Genomic DNA, 21513 nt, shown 5'->3' with positions numbered 1-21513 from the left:
TTGTCTTCAAGATCAAAAAATCTCAAAAATATCCAGAAGACTGAGGGTAACAATAGTATATAAATCCATCAGGCTCTGTGAATAACTACCAAATATAACGCCTCGCTAAACAACATCACCGAAACATTTGAGCGATGAACAGTTGGTTTGGTAATTGGGCCAGCAGAGTGAAAAGGAATTCACTATTGCTGGTGCTTTCAATATTGCTGCCAACATTTGGAATTAGTAACTCTGTTATGGCAGCAGAGAAAATATATGCTTCTTATTCATTACTAGAAGTTTCCTTTCCCGTGATTAGTTTAGAAGTCTTTGCCAAAACGGGATTAATTGATAATGAATTGGCTGTTTATCAGCGATATATTTCACTTCAACAACTACAAGAACTAAGACCTATTTTACTCGGTTCTTTAAAAATTAGTCCCGCTGTTGCTTCACAATTTCTCTACACACAACAAGGTGAATTTCTGGTACGACGGTTAGCAGAGTTGATTAAAACCAAATCTCATCAACCTGAGTCAGGATTTCAGGATTTACGATTGGCAATAATTTTAGCATCTGGGGAACCAGAAGGTTTAACATTATTAAATTTGTTACTTAAGTATCCCAGTAGTAATATTCATATTAATTTAGCTGATACTTTAGAAATATTTGGAGAATTGGAGAAACTGATTAGTCAAACCAATCGTGCGATCGCTTTAGTTCAGCAAAAATCTCATCTAGAAGCTGCTACCATCGAAAAGGCGAATCTGTCTCAATTGCCAAATTTACAAACTACAGGCAAGTTTCAAGCTAAAAAGTATACAATAAAATTTTTCGACTTAAACCGGAATCGGCTTTTGCTGACAGATGTTTATCTTCCCAATGTTCAACATTCAGCATCAGTCATTGTTATTTCTCACGGCTTAGGTTTAGATAGCAGTAATTTTCGTTATTTAGCCAATCATTTAGCTTCCCAAGGATTTGCGGTTGTGGTTCCTAATCATCCTAGTAGTAGTGCTAAACAATTGCACTCTAGACAATCTTTGATCAAGAGTAAAACTAGTGACTTAGTAGAACCAGAAGAATTTACAGATAGACCATTAGATATCAAATACATATTAGATCAATTAGAAAAAGCTAACCAGTCTGATGCCAACTTTAAAGGTCGGTTAAATCTGCAACAAGTTGGTGTATTTGGACAATCTTTTGGCGGTTATACGGCTTTAGCTTTAGCAGGTGCAAGGGTTAACTTTGAGCAGCTAAAAAAAGACTGTACACCAGCGGGGCTGAGAAATACTTGGAATATGTCTTTAATGCTGCAATGTCGAGCTTTAGAATTGCCAAATAAGTCTGAAAAAGAATATAATTTGCGGGATGAGAGAGTTAAAGCTGCGATCGCAGTTAATCCTATCACTAGCTCTATTTTTGGACAAGCTGGCTTAAACCAAATTCAAACTCCTGTGATGCTTGTTGGTAGCAGTGAAGATAACGTTGCACCAGCTTTATATGAACAGATTGTGCCGTTTTCTTGGTTAACGAATCCCCAAAAATATCTGGTTCTGCTTCTGGGTGGAACTCATTTTTCTACAATCGGTAATGGTAATTCCGGGAGTCAACAAGTAGCGTTACCTGCGGAGATGGTTGGAGATGGAAACCAAGCACGTGCTCATATCAAAGCTTTGAGTTTACCTTTTTTCCAAGCTTATGTGGCAAAAAGACCCCAATATCTTCCCTATCTTAACGCTGAATACGCTAAAACCCTTTCTACTCAGTCTTTGGGTTTGAGTCTTATTCAATCTTTGAGTAGCCAAGAATTAAGTCCCGTACTAGATAATAATTTCTACGGAGTTATCCCTGAAAAAAAACTCCCTTCTAGCATCATCAAGTTGGGATTTTGGATATTAGATATTGGTGTTTCCTTGCTTCATCTTATGATTTTTCTGTGATGTTTTTTAAATTTTGTCTTTATTAATAAAATTCTTATTTTTCTGCGTAAGTCTTATATAATTACTTACGAATTACGAATTAGAAATTATTCCGTGCAAGGCTTTCTTAACCTCAACAAACCACTTGACTGGACTTCCCACGACTGCGTCGCGCGGGTGAGAAAACTCCTGCGTCTCAAACGGGTAGGACACGCAGGAACTTTAGATCCTAAAGCTACAGGTGTGTTACCCATCGCTTTGGGTAAAGCCACGAGATTATTACAATATCTACCGGGTGAAAAAGCTTACAAAGCTACCATCCGCCTTGGTATAAGTACTACTACTGATGATTTAGAAGGGGAAGTGATCACTTCTCAACCTTGTCCTGGGTTAAATTTAGCAGAAATAAAAACAGCACTTAGCGAATTTATCGGCAAAATTGAGCAAATTCCTCCCAGTTACAGTGCTATTCAGGTAGAGGGAAAACGGCTGTATGATTTAGCACGGAAAGGGGAAATTGTGCAAGCGCCTACGCGGACAGTAGAAGTTTTTCAGATAGAAGTTTTAGACTGGCGTGATGGGGATTTTCCCGAACTGGATATAGCGATCGCTTGTGGTGCGGGAACATATATTCGTGCGATCGCTCGTGATTTAGGTATGGTATTAAATACAGGTGGTACTCTCGCGGCTTTAATACGTACAGTCAGCAGCGGTTTCCACTTACAAGATAGTCTCACTCTCACCGAGTTAGAAAGCCAATTGTCAGCCCAGACATTTCAACCGATGGCTCCAGATGTACCTTTGCAACATTTACCATCTGTAAGTTTACCATCAACAGAAGCTAAAAAATGGTGTCAAGGTCAACAAATTTCTATCAATCTTGATATTTTGGGATTAGTACGAGTTTATGAAGAAAAAACCCGTTTTTTAGGAATTGGACAATTACAAGAAAACATCATAATTCCGCAAATGGTTTTTGAACCAATTTCTTAAAAGAGGTTCAATTTCCTAAATCCAATCTAACTGAAAATTTTCCTAAAAAAATTACCTGAATTTATTCCCAAGTTGAAACATCCCGCAATAAATCAGGAATTTTCCCTTGCGATAAGGGAAACTCTAAGACAGTTTCTCTATATCCCAAATATCCAGATTCAGTAAACGACATCAACATCCGTGCTAGTGCTAACCAAACATCTGATTCATATTCCCAATCATGATCGCGTCTAGCACGTCCAGCAATAGAACGTAACGCCCAAAAATAAGAATTTCTAACTACAGAACCGCCCTTTTTAAACTCTGGGACATCCTCTTTGTGGATAAATAACACATTATTTTCAATTTTGGCTCTCATTTTCTCCCATTTCGGATTTTAGATTTTGGAATAGTCATCTGTATGAAAGAATGTAGAGACGAGAATCCCTACCCAGGTCACGTCTCTACAATGGTTCCAGATAACGCATCTTTAAACAAATATCGATGTTGAATAAGGTCTACAAATTACTCTCTATCAACTGTCGATATTCGCTTTTTTGCTTCACTCCTTTAACTTCCTTCACCAGTTCCTGATTTTTAAATAATTGCACCGTCGGTGTTCCGGTAACTCCAGCATTTTCAGCAATATCTCTATCCTTGTCAATGTCGATTTCGACAAAATGGATTTTACCGTCAAATTCATCGACTACTTTATTTAAAATAGGTTTAAGAGTATGGCAAGGGCCACAACCAGGAGAGACATATTTCACTAACATCAAGCGATCGCTCTCATGGAATAATTTCCTTAAAGCATAACCACCTTCATGGCGTGTCGCTTGCAAATTAAACTCCGCTGCTGTTTCTGTTTTTGTCTCTTCTGGTTGCGCTTCCAACTCCTCACTCTGGATTTGATGAAACTCTTGAATTAAACCCTTCGCAGATAACCACCGTTCTGCTAACATCGCTGCCATACAACCAGTACCTGCTGCCGTAATAGCTTGGCGAAATTCATGATCTTGCACATCACCGGCTGCAAATACACCATCTATACTGGTTTCTACGCCACCATGTTTAGTGGTAATGTATCCCACCTCATCTAGTTCTAATTGTCCTTGAAATAAGCTAGTATTGGGCTTATGACCAACGGCGTAAAATAAACCTTTAGCAGGTAATTCGCTCACTTCGCCAGTTTGATTATTGCGGACTTTCACCCCAGCCATCTGACCATTCCCGAATACATCCACAGCCTCTGTGTGCCAGTGTACTTGGATTTTCGGATTACTCAAAACCCGGTCTTGCATTGCTTTAGAAGCCCGCATTGTTTCAGAACGCACCAGCAAATTCACCTTAGAACCATATTTAGTTAAATAAATTGCCTCTTCCGCTGCTGAGTCACCTGCACCAATTACAACTAACTCTGCACCACGAAAAATAGGAGTTGCACCATCACAAATTGCACAAGCAGAAATTCCCCGACTCCAAAATTCATGTTCGCTGGGTAAACCTAACCGTTTGGCTGTTGCACCAGTAGCAATTACCAAACTATGCGCCTTTACTTCCCTTTCTTCGGAACGGATAATAAAAGGACGCTGACTCAAATCAACTGAGATCACATCTTCCGTATATAATTGCGCCCCCCACCGTTCTGCTTGGGCTTTCATATTATCCATCAGTTCCGGCCCGGTAATACCTTGGGGAAAACCGGGAAAGTTCTCAACTTCTGTCGTTGTCATCAGTTGTCCACCCGGTAAACCCCCTGCTTGAAATCCTTCAAAGACAACGGGTTTTAAATTAGCACGTCCCGCATATATAGCCGCTGTATATCCTGCTGGACCAGAACCGATAATTACCAAGTTTTCTACTGTAGGATTAGTCATAACTATTATACAAACTCATAACGACTACGTTTAATTTAGCATAACATAACTGAGCTTTCAATTTACTTAATTCCCAGCTATAAATGAATCTCCTCATCCCCCCGTATGTCCATTGGTTGTTCCATATCACCGATTTAGATTACAGATTCGACATACTTCTTAATAAACTAGCAGCGTAAACGCAAAACGTTCTAATCTAAAAACTAACTGGGTTAATTTACTGGCAGTTTTGCAGGCAGTACTCTTAACGCATAAATACGGAAAAGTGTCAAGCCTCAAAACAACCCAGACTTAACACATAAACTTATTTATTAGGAGTTTTAGAAATCCAATGAGTGTTAAGGCAAGTGGTGGAAGCTCCGTTGCGCGTCCGCAACTATATCAAACCTTACCAGTAGCAACCATTTCCCAAGCGGAACAACAAGACCGCTTTTTGGGAAACGGTGAACTGAGTGAATTAGGAAGTTATTTTGCATCTGGTGCAAAGCGTTTAGAAATTGCCCAGATTCTCACTGAAAATTCCGAGATTATCGTCTCTCGTGCTGCTAACCGAATTTTCGTCGGTGGCTCGCCCATGTCTTTTTTAGAAAAGCCTAGAGAGCGAGAACTGGCAATGGCTGGCGCTGGTGGTGTTAGTGTCCAAGAAGGCATGGCCTTAGGAACTGTCACCTATGTTGAAAGCCGTGGTGGTTTCTTTGAAAACTTGCGCTCAATTTTTAATACTTCCTCAGGTGGACCAACACCTCCAGGTTTTAGACCAATTAACGTTGCTCGTTACGGGCCTAGCAACATGGCCAAGAGCTTACGGGACTTGTCCTGGTTCTTGCGCTATGCTACCTATGCGATTGTGGCTGGCGACCCCAACATCATCTCTGTGAATACCAGAGGTTTGCGGGAAATTATTGAAAATGCCTGTTCTGGAGAAGCAACCATAGTAGCTTTACAGGAAATTAAATCAGGTTCTCTGTCTTATTTCCGTAAAGACCCTGTAGCCACAGAAATTGTGACTCAGTACATGGATGTGTTGTTAACAGAATTCCAAGCACCAACACCTTCAACAAAAGTCCGCCAACGTCCTTCAGGTGACCAACAAGGGTTACAACTGCCGCAAATTTACTTTAATGCCGCAGAACGTCGTCCTAAGTACGTCATGAAGCCCGGATTGTCTTCTAGCGAAAAGGTAGAAGTCATCAAAGCAGCATATCGTCAAATTTTTGAGCGCGACATTACCCGTGCTTATAGTTTGTCAATCTCTGACTTGGAATCCAAAGTCAAAAATGGCGATATCTCCATGAAGGAGTTTATTCGTCGTCTTGCTAAATCTCCCCTTTACCAAAAACAGTTTTACCAGCCTTTTATTAACAGTCGGGTCATTGAATTAGCTTTCCGTCACATTTTGGGACGGGGACCAAGCAGCCGTGAAGAAGTCCAAAAATACTTTGGCATTATTTCTAAGGGCGGTCTACCAGCTTTAGTTAATGCTTTAGTAGATTCTGATGAATACAGCGATTACTTTGGCGAAGAGACAGTACCCTACATCCGGGGTCTGGGTCAAGAAGCCCAAGAATGTCGTAACTGGGGACCACAGCAAGACCTGTTTAACTACAGCGCGCCTTTCCGGAAAGTACCTCAGTTCATTACCACCTTTGCTGCTTACGAACAGCCATTACCTGACCAACATCCCTACGGTTCTGGTAATGACCCCTTGGAAATTCAATTTGGCGCGATTTTCCCGAAAGAAACCCGCAACCCCAGCACCAGTCCTGCTCCTTTTGGTAAAGATACCCGCCGGATTTTGATTCACCAAGGGCCTGGTATTAATAACCAACTCAGCAATCCCAAAGCACGGGGTGTAGCTCCTGGTACTCTGGGTGCTAAGGTGTTCAAGTTAGACCAACTTCCTGGAACTATTGGCAGAAAAGCCGCTAAGGGTGCAAGTGTCAAGTTCTCAGAAAGTTCTACTCAAGCGGTAATTAAGGCTATTTACCTGCAAGTTTTCGGTCGTGATGTTTACGAAGGTCAACGTCTGAAAGTTGCAGAAATCAAGCTGGAAAACGGTGATATCACTGTCCGTGAGTTTGTGCGGATATTGGCTAAGTCGGATTTATTCCGCAAGATGTACTGGACTTCTCTGTATGTCTGTAAAGCCATCGAGTATATTCACCGTCGCTTGTTGGGTCGTCCTACTTACGGTCGTCAAGAGAACAACAAGTATTTTGACATTGCTTCTAAGAAGGGCTTCTATGCGGTCGTTGATGCCATTTTAGACAGTGTTGAGTACAGTGAAGCTTTTGGTGAAGATACAGTTCCTTACGAACGCTATCTAACTCCTGCGGGTGTGTCTTTGCGTCAATTGCGCGTTGGTAGCATTCGTGAAGATGTGGCGAATGTTGAGAAACAAGAAACGCCTCGCTTTGTGGAATTGGGTGCAGTTACAGAAATGCGGACCCAACCAGATATTGACTTCCGCATTAATCAAGGTGTTAGCAAGCAGCGTGAGCAAACCAAGGTCTTCAAGCTGACAGCAGTTAGCAATGACAAGATTGCTGCTGAAACCGTGATTAGCGGCGCTTATCGTCAGATTTTCGAGCGGGATATTGCACCTTACATCTCCAAGAACGAATTCACAGTTCTAGAAAGTAAGTTGGTGAACGGTGAAATTACCGTTAAGGAATTTATTCAAGGTTTGGGTTACTCTAACCTGTATCTGAAAGAATTCTATACACCTTACCCCAACACGAAAGTAATTGAGTTGGGTACTAAGCATTTCTTGGGTCGCGCACCTATTGACCAAGCAGAAATTCGCAAATACAACCAGATTCTAGCTACTCAAGGTATTCGTGCCTTTATTAGCCAGATGGTTGATAGTGCAGAATATCGTCAGGTGTTTGGTGAAGATACAGTTCCTTACCGTCGCTTCCCCACTTTACCTGCTGCTAACTTCCCCAATACCGAGAAGCTTTACAACCAGCTAACTAAGCAAAATGATGATGTGGTTGTTCCTAGCTTTGAAACTGTCAAGCCTCGGATTAAAACTGAGAATACGCCAATCTTAGCGAAAGCGATCGCAGACTTGGCAGCCCAAGCCAAGCAAATAGACAAGACTCAGCCCTTGTTTATTGAGTTGGGTCGTTCTTACAACGATGGTCGCGGACAGTCTGTAGAAGTCGGTGTGGGTACAAGCCGCCGCAAACCAGCCCGTATTTACCGCGCTACCACTGGCACAAATTCCCCAGAAACCAACCAGGTAATTAATGCTATTTATGTCCAAGTCATGGACGTATTTAGCGGTCAAGTTCCTGGTTATTTCCGTCGTTCTGACTTAGATAGCAAACTGCGTAACGGTGAAATTACTGTCCGTGAGTTTGTTCTTGAACTAGCTAGTTCAGATATCTATCGCAAACGGTTCTACACTCCTTATCCCAACACCAAGGTGATTGAGTTCCTATTCCGTCACCTATTGGGTCGCGCACCAGCCACTCAAGGCGAAATCCGTCAGTATAACAAGTTGCTGGCTGATAGCGGTTTAAGGGCTGCTGTAGAGGCAATGGTTAATAGTTCTGAGTATGCTCGCTACTTCGGTGAAGACGTAGTACCTTACAACCGCTATCCATCTTTACCCGCAGGTAACTACCTAGGTAGCGTACAGGCAGCAGCAGACTTGGTGAAACAATCCTGGTCTAGCTTGTCTCCCGCTGTTTTAACTGGTCGTCCTAGCAACAGATAGGTAACAAGTAACAGGTGATAGGTGACAGGTGACAGTAGAAGAAGAAATGGAGCAGGGAGCAGGGAGCAAGGGGGAAAATTCGTCTCCTCTGCACCCTGCCCCCCGCCCCTCTGCCTCTTTTGCCTGTTCCCTGTTCCCTGTTCCCCCTGCCCTCAGAATGAGCAAATCTGAAAATTAATATTACAAAGTGTTAAGAGCAGTAATAAATGCTCAACATAATGCCGGACAATATTTTCCGGAAGGTAGTTGAATTTTCCATCTTATCTGGTTGTATTGAGTCCATCTGACTCGCAATGCATATAAGAAAGAAAGTAACTATCAACCAATTTAAAGTCTTACCAGTTTAAAAGCTGGTGTCATTAGTTTTGGAGGAATCCATTAATGAGTATCGTCACGAAAGCTATCGTGAATGCTGATGCAGAAGCTCGCTACCTCAGCCCCGGTGAATTAGATAGAATCAAAGGTTTTGTTGCTGGTGGCGCACAACGTCTCCGCATCGCTCAAGTATTGACAGAAAACCGCGAGCGCATCGTTAAGCAAGCTGGCGACCAACTATTCCAAAAGCGTCCTGATGTTGTTTCCCCCGGTGGTAACGCTTACGGTCAAGAAATGACAGCTACCTGTCTGCGTGACCTCGACTACTACCTCCGTCTCGTTACCTACGGAATCGTTTCTGGTGATGTTACCCCCATCGAAGAAATCGGTATCGTTGGTGTACGTGAAATGTACAAGTCTTTGGGTACTCCCATTGATGCAGTTGCTGGTGGCGTTGCCGCTATGAAGAACGTTGCTGCTACCCTGTTGTCTTCTGAAGACGCTGGTGAAGCTGGTTCTTACTTCGACTACGTTGTTGGTGCAATGCAGTAAGTTGAAGCTGTTTCTCGGCTGAAACTAAAACTGTGGCAATAAGGTTGGAAATAAGGAAAAAACAACAATGCAAGACGCAATTACCTCCGTTATCAATTCTTCAGACGTTCAAGGTAAGTACCTTGACACCGCTGCTCTCGAAAAACTAAAAGGCTACTTCGCTACTGGTGAACTGCGCGTTCGTGCAGCTACAACCATCAGTGCTAATGCTGCTGCGATCGTTAAAGAAGCTGTAGCTAAGTCCTTGTTGTACTCTGATATCACCCGTCCCGGTGGTAATATGTACACCACCCGTCGTTACGCAGCTTGTATCCGTGACTTGGATTACTACTTGCGTTATTCTACCTACGCTATGCTGGCTGGCGATCCTTCCATTTTGGATGAGCGCGTATTGAATGGTTTGAAAGAAACCTACAACTCCTTGGGAGTACCCGTAGGCGCTACCGTTCAAGCTATCCAAGCAATCAAGGAAGTAACCGCTAGTTTGGTTGGTCCTGACGCTGGTAAAGAAATGGGCGTTTACTTAGATTATGTCTCCTCTGGCTTGAGCTAGGAGTCAGGTTTGCACTTAATAATTTAGGTGCGGCTTTATTAAGGTCTGGAAATCAATCATGATTGCTAGAAGGTTCTCTTGCTGATTGATTGTAAGTGTTATCAGTCTAGTATTGATGGTTGATTCCCAGCCTTGGAAAGATTAATTAAAGATTTGCACTCAAAATTTTTTGAGATAAAAATAAAGTTTCACCAGACAATATCAGGAGATTTCAAGAATATGTCCCGATTGTTTAAAATCACTGCTTGTGTTCCAAGCCTAACTCGTACTCGCACCCAGCGCGAATTACAAAATACATACTTTACTAAGTTAGTTCCTTATGAAAATTGGTTCCGTGAACAACAACGGATTCAAAAAATGGGTGGCAAAATTGTTAAGGTAGAATTGGCAACTGGTAAGCAAGGTACAAATACTGGTTTGTCTTAATTGCTATAAACCAAATATTATTTTATTTGATTTTGAAGGGGTCTTTGATGACCTCTTTTTTTTGGGAATTTGATATTAAGAGGCTATTTGCAGTATGTTTGGTTCAGGTATGGATTCACCTTCTGCGTCCCAAGCTTCTAAATACATTTCAATTACTTCTTCACCGTTATGAATTGCTTCTTGACGAGTTTTACCGTGAGTACAAGGCATAATTACAAGATGGCTAAATTCTGGAATTGTGACTAAGAACAGCTGATCTTCGTCTGACCATTGAACAATCATACTGTATTGATTCATAAATCCTAATCCTTCTCTAACTCTTCTAGTTCAGCTAATAATTTTGCTAATTGCTTTTCTAGGTAAAGTGGAACATCATCCCCATCTTTACCTGGAATAGTTAGTGTTTTTTTAATCAAAGGATGTCTCCATCTCTCATGACTACCTTTCCCTCGTTTTGGTAGATACACAAACCCTTCTCGCGCTATCTCGGCTTTTAACTCCCGAATTTTTCTGGGCATTGATTTTGTCTACTTCTTGATCCTTATGACTTTATATGAATAAATGCTAATTCTTCATTTTGTAACTCTTCTTTTAACTCATTCAAACCCAGATCAACTGATTCTTTGATGAGAATGGTTTCATCAGTACCTTTGAACTGCCGTCCCAGAAGAAACTTCTCACCAATCAAACTAGGTTGTTCACCCAGTATAGATAGAGAGCCAACAAGTGCTAAACAACAACCAATAATGTAATTTCCAATATTGAAAGTTACAAAAAAAATAATTGCTGCCTTAGTACCCTGTTGATACCCTGATGGTTCAATTGAAAAGACAAGATTTACTGATTCAGCATTTCCAGACAGTGCTTGATAGAGTAATTGGATATTACTAGATGTCCTAAAACTTCTTATCAATTCTTCAATATTAATCAGCACTTCATTTTCTGAAATATCCATTTTTCTGCATATTTCTACAGCCGTTTCTGCAAGCTCATGAACTCTATTCCAATTATATGCTGGGTCATTAAAAATGCTTGTATCAAATAACGACTGAGGCGGATCTTCTAAACTAAAACTCAAAGTTGGGTATGCAGACTCCATTTCTACTAGAATGGGATTAGATGATTTTTCAAGTATAGTCATAACTTGAAGAAAGTTTTTTAATTCCTTTAGGGAACTACCTTCGGCATAAGAGCGAATTGAAAAATTTATGCCTTGATTTGATTCAATAATAAATTCAAAAAACCTAGATTCTACTCTAAGTTTTATACGTTCTTTTGGAATGAATTCATTAAAGGGAGAGATATATAATTTCGCAGGAAAAGATATGCCCGGAGAGAATTTATATTCTTTGAATTTTAATTCTGCTTCTAGTGGTTCGACCTTAAGGGATAAAATTCCTCCATCTCGCTCTATGTGAGGAGTTTTGGATAAAATTCCAAATCTTTTATTATGAATAGTTGAGTTATCTAGATCAAGTTCTTTGCGAATTCCTAAAGACAAATCTAAAATATCTCTAATAGGATCATCACTAGCTAGAGTGAAAGTACCCTCATATCTACCATCTTCAAATCCTAAAGTATTTAATAGCTGATTTTGATTCTCAATATACTTTTCCATACCATCGGGAATATGTTTCTCAATTTCACTTTTCAAACTTTTTCCACTTATATCTGCCAAACGATCAGCATCTCCATAACTTATATAAAGGTGTTTCTTATTTAGCTGATCCCCCTTCCCTTCATTTTCTAGCTCTCTAATTCTCTTTAAAGTTTTCTCGATTATCTCCTTTCCGACATGAACTAAATAGATAGCTTGCGGTTCAGATTTTCCATCAAATTCAATAAAGCAATAAAAAACTGGCATATTTGCCTTAATAAGTCTATGTAAATTAGATAGAGTGATTGATTCTCCTTTCCTTTGCTCATCCGTTGATTTAACTTGAATTTTGCACTGTAATGGTGCTGGAAGCATATCTTGAGGAGAAAAATTATCCTGCTTCCACGGAAACTCTACAAGGAAATCCCATCCTGTTCTATCCATTTGAGATTTGGATTCATGGACTGTCAACCCTCCAGCCTGAATGCACAATCCTTCAAATGCATTTTCTCCTAATGGTCCTAAATCTCTATCTTGCATATTGTAACTTTGCTAAATAGCAGCATCATACTAATATATCTAAACTAGATTATAGCTTTTTATATGAAAAGTGATAATTGCTAATTTTATAATTAATCACAAAATAGTTATTTTTAATAATAGCAAATTAGTAAAAAGTTAATTATTACCTAAAGTATCTATTGTGAGCTATGCCTACGCTCATAATAGACTAAAATTAAATAACATTAGCTAAAAATTTCCCCAAATATGGCAAATGCTACTAACATTGGTACGCTAGTAACCTGTTCTGCCCATGTGAGTAATGCTAAGTAACTGGGTTTATTAATTATGCCAGCTTTTATATAGGACTAATATTTGATTTTTGAAATTTTACGTAGGGTGGGCATTGCCCACGATATCCTGGTTCTGGTGGGCATTGCCCACCCTACACTACTGAAAATTTTATGGCTACGCCACGCAAGCTATCAAATATCATTTATGATTCTTATAGTAAGTTCAAGTATCCATTATGAGCGATCGCTAGTCATAAAACCTCATAACTAAACCCAACTAAGGAACTGCCAGTTCATACAATTGCTTTTTGCCTAAAGGAGTCACCACAACAGCTTCTAATCGGCGATTAGCGGGTAAAGGCACAATAATATCAAATTGGCCAGTAGCACCGATGCTCAGACGCTGTTTGGCAATCATCAGCAGGTTCACCGGATCAATAATACCGACAATTTTCACTTGGTTGTCATTCGCTATGAGTTGACGAATATCCAGAATAGTATCTTCCCGCAGAGGAACTGGTTCAGAAGGTGGCTCTCCGGGAATTGTCAGATTTTGAAACCCCTCATTTACCAACTTTGTTTGCCCTTGAGCAGTTATGGCTACACTACCCTTCATAGTGCCAACCCCCATTTTGCCATTATCCTGTACACTCACACCAAACTCAGTCCCTCGCACTCCAGCCACCCCAGCGGGAGTATGAATTTCTACACGAGAGGATGAATTAGTTAATGGACGATGTTGCAGACGAACTTGCCCAGTCTTTACCTGGAGTTCTGTTATCCGTTCACCTGCATTTCCCATTTCGAGTTTATTTACAGATATAGTCGTATTTTCGGAAACATTTATAAAACCAGTACCTGTATCGATTGTCAAAACGGCACTAGAACCTTGCTTGGTGCTGATTGTATCTCCTACAGATTCTAGTCGTATTCCTCTACGAGCAAGTTGAGATGTTTGCCCACGAGAATATAGCACTTGCCCGTTGGTACGGCTCACTTCAATCCAGCGATTGATTTTAACCTGTAATTGATTATCTGCTGCGGAGGCATGAAGAGTACTAAGTAGTCCAACCGTTACCAAAGTTAAGTTACAAGCCCACCAAGTTTTCATATGTATTTCCAGATGATTGTCTGTGCCGATTGAAACCAGTTCTTGAATAATCCAGTCAACAGTTTTCTATTGAGTAGGTTTTTGGCGAAAATAGATCACTCGTGCATCTATGCCTTCGGATCTCAAAAAATGAGACAAGCATTCTGCTTCTTCCCTCCTTGGAGATCCAGCGGCATACACATAAGTTCCAAACCTGTGCTGTGCCAGGAATGCGTCGGAAATATAATTTCTGACAAGGTTTAATAATTCATCTGACTTGCCAGGAACAACAACCACATAAGGGCGGGCTGGAACTTTGCCAATGACAATCACATTGTTCTCTCGAAAACTATTGAGAGATTTGCTAACTTCAGGCAGGCTGTTGGGAATGCAAGGGGGTGGCTGAGTCCCAGCCTGACATGATAAAGTTTCCCATAAAACAGTTGTAACTATTGCTGTAATCAGATATCTATGCACCGATGCACCTACTCATCAGATTGTGAGAGCTTTTCCAATAACCAAAGAAATGTCAAATAATATCAAGCCCGGTTAATTGCTTATCAAAAAACTCCCCGCGTAAGAGCGTCAGTCCTGATGATAAGTAGTCAACCGGACACGATATAATTCCTCGGTTGGCTACAAATTACTGTATCAGTTCTTCTTGAAGAAGATCTGATTTTTACACCGAGGGTTAACAGCTAGTTAGTGTTTTACTAACAAAAGCTAACAGATGCTCACATTTAATTAACATTTATATCGACAGTTCGACACTTCGACAAGCTCAGTGACCACAGGCTCAGTGACCACAGGCTCACTGACCACTCGTTGACAGAAAAAATTGAGACAGCACAGAGAAAAATGCTATTATTGATAGGTATTTTAGGTGATAACCAAACCTAAATAATTAATAGTAGGGTGAGATACACCCAAACAATCAAGCCTGTGGACTAGACAGTGCCGACACTTCTAGGGTGAAGCAGGAAAAAAAAGCTGGCTCTTGTTAGCATTATTTAGCTTTTTTGTATCGGCTTGTCAAGTTCCCGTTTATTCCCGGTAATGGAATAAATCATGGTTATTTTTTTACGCCCCCGCAGCTGTAATTGCTGTATTTGTTGGGTATGAAAGTGCTGCTTAATCAGCTGAAACGTTGTTTCGCTGACTAAGATGCTATAAGGATTTCCCTCTTTGGCATTTTTGTTGAGTTGTTCCAAACGAGCCGCAATATTCACAGCATCTCCCAAAACAGAATAATTCAATCGTTGAGATCCACCAATGCTGCCAGCAACCACTAAACCTGTATGAATTCCAATGCCGATGCTAATGGTAGGCTTGCCCAGCCGTTTTAATTCTTGATTTAACACTACCAATCTTTCCTGCATAGAAATTGCCGCCAAGACAGCATCAATAGCATCTTGCTGAATTTCCTTTGAATGAGTGTGGGGGAAAGGAATACCAAAAACAGCCATAATAGCATCCCCAATGTATTTATCAACTACTCCGTGATGTTGTTGAATACACTCTGCCATAGCACCCAGGTAGGAGTTTAACCAGTGGAGCAAATCTCGTGGTTTCATGCCCTCAGAAATCGTGGTAAAGCTACGAATGTCAGAAAATAGCACCGTTGCTACCATTTCTTTGGCATCTAATTGACCATTTTGAAAAATCTCGTCCCGATGCTTCCAAATTAATTCTGCTGTTTCTTGAGAAACATGACGAGCAAATAAACTCATCAATTGTTGTTTTTCTTTTTGTTCTTGCCATTGAATACTTAGTCCCGCTAGGAGGATAGTGCCTATGGGTGCAGCTGTAGGCAACCAAAGATTAGAGATTGTTAGCCCTAAAACTGTTACACCAAACCAAGTTATGGGCAAAAGCCCTAAAAAAAGAGTTCGTTCCTGAAATTTCAAAGGAATTAGTATCAGACTAGAACCGATACCAACAGCAAATAATAGCAAAATTTCAAAATTAGTAGGTAATTTTTGTAACAGTCTATTGTTGAGTATATTATCAATAACGGCAGCGTGTAGGTAGACACCAGAGGTTGGGGGTATTTGATCAAAAGGAGTTTTTAAGGGATCGTTTGCTCCTGTTGCAGTCAGTCCAACTAGCACAATTTTGTTCTTTAATTTCGCTGTATCTACCTTTTTTTCGACAACATCGATAAAGGAGTAGGTGGGGATTCCTTGATTTCCTTGAGTAGGACCTAACCAGTTAATCAAAACTGGTTGTGCGTTTACTCCCGATTGCAGAGGTGGTAACTTAATAAATGATTTCCTGGAGTTAGTACTATTGGCGCTAAAAGTCTGCTGCAAACTATAGTTATATTTTTCCAGTAACGTGATGCTGAAGGCAGGAACACTCTTAATGTAAAGAGACAATTGACGTGTTACTCCATCCAAGTCGGCATTTTTGGCAATGTGTCCTTTAGCTGTGACATCATCTAGAATTGGGACTGGACGCAGGGTTTGTTGTTGTAAACTGGGAGCAACTGGTAAAACAACCTGACCATTAATTGCCATTGCTTCAGCTAGTTTTTCGTCGTAGCTGGTAGGTTCAGTAAACAAAATATCAAAGCCAATAGTTGCCGGAGGAGAGGCTTCTAGAGTTTCTAATAATTGAGTATAGCGATCGCGTGACAAGGGAAACTGCCCATATTGACGTAATGTAGCATCATCAATACCAATAACGACAATACGCGAATCCCAACTGGGATGAGGTAGATAGTTGCGTGTGGAGAACAATAAATTAAATCCTAGTAACTCCAAGGTAGCCCAAGCACCTACTTGCCATAATCCAATTGAGAACAGTGTAGTTAATACGTAAGATTTATGCAAATAGGTATCTATAATTATTTTTCGTCTTAAGTATTTAAGCATTTCTCGAAGAGATGTTCAGTAAATCACCAACTTATCTGTTTAGGCTGATTGTGGGGTGTGGGGTGTCAGGTGTAGGGAAACAAAAAATTGGTAAATGGATTTAAGAGTTAATTAAATGGAGAAAAGGGAAATTTTGATGGTAAAAAAGCCTTTTTTAGCCTGATTAACCTTTAATAATTCCCCAAAAACCCCTAAATATATTTTCTAACCCCCACTCTATACTTCAGCGAAAGATTTTCGATTTACTGAATATTACCCAGGCTTTAGCGGTCATGTTAGGACAAAGATTGTTGGATAATGAATGATGATAAAGCGGTAATCATCATCTTATATCGTGTCCGTTTGAATACTGATTATTAGGAAACCGCGTGGTGAAGCGGAGAGTCGCCTGTGTCCGACATTCGACGCAAATGGTTTCAAGCCCCCGACTTGAGTCGTGGAGAAGAAAAAAGACATTCCTTGCTGGCTGGAATCCCCTGGCTTTAGACATGGGGTGTCTCCGCGTCTCCGTGTCCCCGTGTCTTCTTCAAAAGGAGAGTTTTTTGATCAGCAATTAGCTAGACATGATATTAGACCGAGTCGAACCTAAAATAGCTTATGTTCCTATCCATATTAATACCTCGTGAATCTACGCCAATTAATACCAATTTTTGATAATTCCGTCTCCACCTGGGCTTTAGAAGCGCGATTGTTGCGCTGGTTAACATTGATTTGGCTGTTCGTCGGCTTAATTATGCTTTTTTCCGCGTCTTATCCTGTAGCTGATGAACGTCAGGGTGATGGATTGTACTATTTTAAGCGTCAAGTTCTTTGGGTCTTAGCTTCCTTAATCATCTTCAACATCATTGCCAATCTCCCATTACGGAAAATTTTGGGGCTATCTCATTGGTTCTTGTTGCTGTTTTTATTGTTAATTTTCGTCACCCTCATCCCCGGATTAGGAAAGAAAGCTTTTGATGCCGCCAGATGGATAGCCTTGGGGCCAATTCCCATTCAACCATCAGAATTGATTAAACCCTTTTTAGTATTACAAAGTGCGCGAATTTTTGGTCAATGGGAAAGATTAAGTTGGGGGGTTCGTCTGTCTTGGTTGGGTGTGTTTTGTCTTGTATTATTGGGAATTCTGGCTCAACCTAATTTAAGTACAACAGCACTCTGCGGTATGACAATTTGGTTAATTGCCCTAGCGGCGGGAATACCATACAAATATTTAGGAGGAACAGCCATCGGTGGGGTGCTATTAGCAATACTCAGTATTAGCATTAAAGAATATCAACGCAAGCGGGTGATGTCTTTTCTCAACCCTTGGGCTGACGCTACAGGAGATGGATACCAATTAGTGCAAAGTTTACTAGCAGTGGGTTCAGGTAACACTTGGGGCGCAGGATTTGGGCTTTCTCAACAAAAGCTATTTTATTTACCAATTCAAGACACCGATTTTATTTTTGCCGTCTTCGCTGAAGAATTTGGCTTTGTGGGCAGTATCCTACTGTTGGCACTTTTGGCAGTATTCGCCACACTGGGATTAATCGTAGCCCTAAAAGCGAAAAATTCTGTACATCGATTGGTAGCAATTGGCGTAACGGTTGTGATGGTAGGACAATCATTACTGCATATTGGTGTGGCTACGGGTTCTCTACCAACGACAGGTTTACCATTACCTATGTTTAGTTATGGTGGTAATTCCATGATTGCTAGTTTGGTATCTGCGGGATTATTGATTCGGGTAGCTAGGGAGAGTAGTGAAGCAGAAGTAGTCCCTTTACGACATAGCAAACCTGAAAATAGGCGTACAAGAAGGATATAACTGAAAACCAAATCTGGTTCACATGGGTAGTATGAGTTAAGAAAATTGGACTTTTGAGGGATTTATATCGTATCAGGTTAATTATCATTAAGGCAGTAAGAGTCGCGGTCTTGCTGTCTTTAAAGAGAGTTTATGGCTGATATCAAGTCCAGCTAGTGACTTATCAAAAAAACTCTCTGCGCCTCTGCGTGAGCTTAAATTCATACCTTGAATCAGCAACTTGGTTTATTAGATCAAATCTGGCTAATTGCTTATCAAAAAACTCTCAGCATCCCCGCACAGTTCCCTAATAATAAGTATTTTGGCAGACACGATACTAAGGGTAAATTTCCTGATTACCCTGGTTTTTTAGTGATTAAAATTACATAATTGTTTTTGTATTGAAAATCACACAATTATTAAATAATGATTAAAAATCACCAAATAAGACCAAAATGCGATAATTAAATGCATATAAACAAAAAAATCGCTGTCGCTGCGAATACAAAAATTAAATTAATATCATGCCCACAATTCCCACAATTAATAAACTGACATTGACTCAAGTCCCCAAACTTGATGATTGCAGTTCACAAACCCTACTCAATTACTTTGAGAATTCATGGGAAATTGAAGAAACGCTCATGAAAAGTTTAGTTGGGGAAGAAACCTTCTATATCAATCCTGATCCTTTAAGAAATGCTCTAATTTTTTATCTTGGTCACTCGGCTGTTTTTTATATCAATAAATTAATTCGTGTTGGTTTAATCAAAAATTCTATTAACCCAAAATTTGAAATTCTATTTGAACTAGGAGTTGATCCAGAAACACCAGCAGAACTAGATGCAGCTATGCAAAAAGTTATCTGGCCTGATGTAGAAAAAGTTTGGCAATATCGGGACAAAGTTAGGGAAGAAATTACAACAATTATTAAAAAAACTCCCCTTAATCTCCCTATTCATCAACAGCATCCTTTTTGGGCTTTGCTAATGGGAATAGAACACAGTCGCATTCATTTTGAAACCTCTTCTATGCTGCTACGTCAATTACCAGTTGAGAAGCTAAAACGCCCCCAAGGATGGAATTATGCACCTAGTAATAGGGAAAATATTCATAATGAAATGCGAGAAATTCCTGGTGGTATGGTGAAATTGGGAAAATCTGAAGATGATTTAACCTACGGTTGGGATAGCGAATATGGTCATCTGCAAGTTGAAGTAAAACCATTTTTAGCTAGTCAATATTTAATAACCAACAAAGAATTTATAGAGTTTGTGCAAGCTGATGGCTACAATAATTCAGAATACTGGACTAGTGAATCTTGGACTTGGAAACAACTCTACAACGTAAAACATCCCAAATTCTGGATATCATCTCAAAATGGCTATCGCTATCGAGCCACTTTTGATGAAATGGATTTACCCCTAAATTGGCCTGTGGAAGTTAATCACTACGAAGCAATCGCTTATTGTCGCTGGAAAGGCACAGGAACACGTCTAATGAGCGAAGCAGAATGGAAGCAAGCTTTACTAATATCTGAAGATAGACCCTTATCAAATAACTCTAATATCAACTTACAATTCATTTCTCCCAGTCCCGTGGGAATGTTCAAACCAGCTAATACTAAAAATGGTCTATATGACTTACGAGGAAATGTTTGGGAATGGTTAGGAGAGACATTCAACTCCTTACCAGGATTTCAACCCCATCAGCTTTATGAAGATCAATCCGCACCCTTTTTTGATGGAAAGCATTTGATGATGGTTGGTGGTTCTTGGGCAACTAATGGTTCAATGGCATTACCATCCTATCGTAACTGGTTTCGTCCCTACTTTTATCAGCACGTTGGGTTTAGAATTGTTCAGAATTTGAGTCTTATTTAATTATGACTTACGCAAAACAGAACCAAAGTAGCGGTAATTCATGAATTACCGCTACACAGCAATAAGGTTTTCAGTCACATCTTGCGTAAGTCCTATTAATTTACGGTTTTTTCACGCAGAGTCCCTGAGAGAATTGAAGAGTCAGGATTTTCTAAGATCAAAAAATAGAAGGAATTAAAAAATGTTAATCGAAACTTTAACTGTTCTTGATGATCATTATCAAGATTTAAAGAATGATGGTGAAGATGTCATTCAGGGATTAACCCAAACTCCAAAAACTTTACCCCCCAAGTATTTTTATGATGATCTTGGTTCTCAACTCTTTGAAAAAATCTGTGAGTTACCTGAATATTACCCAACCCGCACCGAAGCATGGATTTTGAGTCAATATGCTGATGAAATTGCTCAAATCACAAGCTGTTGTGAATTAATAGAATTAGGTAGTGGGAGTTCTACTAAAACTCGTCTTTTATTAGATGCTTATCAAAAAATTGCCGATTCTTGTAGATATCTACCAATTGATGTGAGTGGGGGAATCCTTAAAACCAGCGTCATAGAACTACAAAAAAAATATCCTGATTTCTCCATTCATGGATTATTAGGAACTTATGAACAAGCTTTATCTCACCTAGAATCAAATTATTTACAATCACGTCTGCTGTTTTTCTTAGGAAGTTCTTTAGGCAATTTTACAGCGCAGGAATGTGATAGTTTCTTGAGCAAAATAGCTCAGACTTTAAAACCAGGAGATTACTTTTTGCTGGGTATTGATTTACAAAAACCACCAAAAATGTTAGAAGCAGCTTATAACGATAGTCAAGACGTAACGGCTGCTTTTAATTTGAATATGCTCTCCCATTTAAATTGGCGTTTTCAAGGTAATTTTGACATAAATTTATTCAGACATCAAGCAATTTATAATCAAACATCCTCTCAAATAGAAATGTATCTCCATTGCCAAAAAGATCATTGGGTATCCTTAGATATCCTCAATTTAAAGATTTCGTTTCAAGCTGGGGAAAGCATTCTTACTGAAATTTCTCGCAAGTTTGATTTAGCAACTATGCAAAAACAACTTGCAACCAAAGGACTTAAAACTGTGAAAACTTGGACAGATCCTCAACAGTGGTTTGGCTTAATTCTTTGCCAAGCTCAATAAAT

The 21513-nt window shown here is 39.9% G+C and carries 18 protein-coding genes; 10 read left to right on the top strand and 8 right to left on the bottom strand.

What is annotated here, in order from left to right; genetic code table 11:
* Positions 1–134: 134 nt before the first annotated feature.
* A complete protein-coding gene (locus H6G68_RS09260) occupies positions 135–1925 on the top strand; it encodes an alpha/beta hydrolase (protein WP_190906367.1) in 1791 nt (596 codons plus the stop codon).
* A gap of 93 nt (positions 1926–2018) precedes the next feature.
* A complete protein-coding gene (truB, locus tag H6G68_RS09255) occupies positions 2019–2897 on the top strand; it encodes a tRNA pseudouridine(55) synthase TruB (protein WP_190906366.1) in 879 nt (292 codons plus the stop codon).
* Positions 2898–2958: 61 nt separating this feature from the next.
* On the opposite strand, the gene H6G68_RS09250 is transcribed toward truB, so the two are convergent.
* Both H6G68_RS09250 and trxB read right to left on the bottom strand, forming a co-directional pair.
* Complete coding sequence (locus H6G68_RS09250) at positions 2959–3255, bottom strand: hypothetical protein (RefSeq protein WP_127052146.1); 297 nt, start codon at positions 3253–3255, stop codon at positions 2959–2961.
* Between the two features lie 139 nt (positions 3256–3394).
* Positions 3395–4753, bottom strand: coding sequence for a thioredoxin-disulfide reductase (gene trxB, locus H6G68_RS09245; protein WP_190906365.1), 1359 nt, complete (start codon positions 4751–4753; stop codon positions 3395–3397).
* Positions 4754–5084: 331 nt separating this feature from the next.
* Between trxB and H6G68_RS09240 the strand changes: the two genes are divergently transcribed.
* The 4 genes from H6G68_RS09240 (at position 5085) to H6G68_RS09225 (ending at position 10326) form a co-directional block, all read left to right on the top strand.
* The gene (locus H6G68_RS09240; RefSeq protein WP_190906364.1) at positions 5085–8480 is read left to right on the top strand and encodes a phycobilisome rod-core linker polypeptide; all 3396 of its coding nucleotides are present in this window, start codon (positions 5085–5087) and stop codon (positions 8478–8480) included.
* 381 nt (positions 8481–8861) lie between these two features.
* Positions 8862–9347 carry an allophycocyanin subunit alpha gene (gene apcA, locus H6G68_RS09235; protein ID WP_071190491.1) on the top strand — a complete coding sequence of 162 codons (486 nt, stop codon included), beginning with the start codon at positions 8862–8864 and terminating at the stop codon, positions 9345–9347.
* Between the two features lie 67 nt (positions 9348–9414).
* Positions 9415–9900 (top strand): allophycocyanin subunit beta, encoded by a 486-nt coding sequence (apcB, locus tag H6G68_RS09230; RefSeq protein WP_071190492.1) that lies wholly within the window; start codon positions 9415–9417, stop codon positions 9898–9900.
* A gap of 219 nt (positions 9901–10119) precedes the next feature.
* Positions 10120–10326 (top strand): phycobilisome linker polypeptide, encoded by a 207-nt coding sequence (locus H6G68_RS09225; protein WP_071190493.1) that lies wholly within the window; start codon positions 10120–10122, stop codon positions 10324–10326.
* A 75-nt stretch (positions 10327–10401) separates the two neighbouring features.
* Here the strand turns inward: H6G68_RS09225 and H6G68_RS09220 are convergent, their stop codons facing one another.
* The 6 genes from H6G68_RS09220 to H6G68_RS09195 all read right to left on the bottom strand — a co-directional run bounded on the left by H6G68_RS09220 (position 10402) and on the right by H6G68_RS09195 (position 16683).
* A complete protein-coding gene (locus tag H6G68_RS09220) occupies positions 10402–10623 on the bottom strand; it encodes a type II toxin-antitoxin system HicB family antitoxin (RefSeq protein WP_190906363.1) in 222 nt (73 codons plus the stop codon).
* A gap of 5 nt (positions 10624–10628) precedes the next feature.
* Positions 10629–10844: a type II toxin-antitoxin system HicA family toxin gene (locus tag H6G68_RS09215; protein WP_190906362.1), complete on the bottom strand. Its 216-nt coding sequence runs from the start codon at positions 10842–10844 to the stop codon at positions 10629–10631.
* Positions 10845–10867: 23 nt separating this feature from the next.
* Entirely contained in the window at positions 10868–12463 is a 1596-nt protein-coding gene (locus H6G68_RS09210; RefSeq protein ID WP_190906361.1) for a hypothetical protein, read from the bottom strand.
* 531 nt (positions 12464–12994) lie between these two features.
* Positions 12995–13828: a FecR family protein gene (locus H6G68_RS09205; RefSeq protein ID WP_190906360.1), complete on the bottom strand. Its 834-nt coding sequence runs from the start codon at positions 13826–13828 to the stop codon at positions 12995–12997.
* A 66-nt stretch (positions 13829–13894) separates the two neighbouring features.
* Positions 13895–14284 (bottom strand): hypothetical protein, encoded by a 390-nt coding sequence (locus H6G68_RS09200; RefSeq protein ID WP_190906359.1) that lies wholly within the window; start codon positions 14282–14284, stop codon positions 13895–13897.
* Positions 14285–14817: 533 nt separating this feature from the next.
* Entirely contained in the window at positions 14818–16683 is a 1866-nt protein-coding gene (locus tag H6G68_RS09195; RefSeq protein ID WP_190906358.1) for a CHASE2 domain-containing protein, read from the bottom strand.
* Between the two features lie 622 nt (positions 16684–17305).
* Here H6G68_RS09195 and H6G68_RS09190 point away from each other — a divergent pair.
* From H6G68_RS09190 to egtD, 4 genes are all read left to right on the top strand, one after another.
* A complete protein-coding gene (locus tag H6G68_RS09190) occupies positions 17306–18490 on the top strand; it encodes an FtsW/RodA/SpoVE family cell cycle protein (RefSeq protein WP_190906357.1) in 1185 nt (394 codons plus the stop codon).
* Between the two features lie 207 nt (positions 18491–18697).
* Positions 18698–18859 (top strand): hypothetical protein, encoded by a 162-nt coding sequence (locus tag H6G68_RS09185; protein ID WP_158624006.1) that lies wholly within the window; start codon positions 18698–18700, stop codon positions 18857–18859.
* A gap of 134 nt (positions 18860–18993) precedes the next feature.
* Positions 18994–20352: a 5-histidylcysteine sulfoxide synthase gene (gene ovoA / locus H6G68_RS09180; protein WP_190906356.1), complete on the top strand. Its 1359-nt coding sequence runs from the start codon at positions 18994–18996 to the stop codon at positions 20350–20352.
* A gap of 181 nt (positions 20353–20533) precedes the next feature.
* Positions 20534–21511 carry an L-histidine N(alpha)-methyltransferase gene (gene egtD, locus H6G68_RS09175; RefSeq protein ID WP_190906355.1) on the top strand — a complete coding sequence of 326 codons (978 nt, stop codon included), beginning with the start codon at positions 20534–20536 and terminating at the stop codon, positions 21509–21511.
* Positions 21512–21513 lie beyond the last annotated feature (2 nt).

This window comes from Anabaena catenula FACHB-362, assembly GCF_014698735.1.
GTDB lineage: Bacteria > Cyanobacteriota > Cyanobacteriia > Cyanobacteriales > Nostocaceae > Anabaena > Anabaena variabilis_A.
The sequence above is the reverse complement of the archived record's forward strand: the minus strand, read 5'-3'. Positions and strand labels throughout refer to the sequence as shown.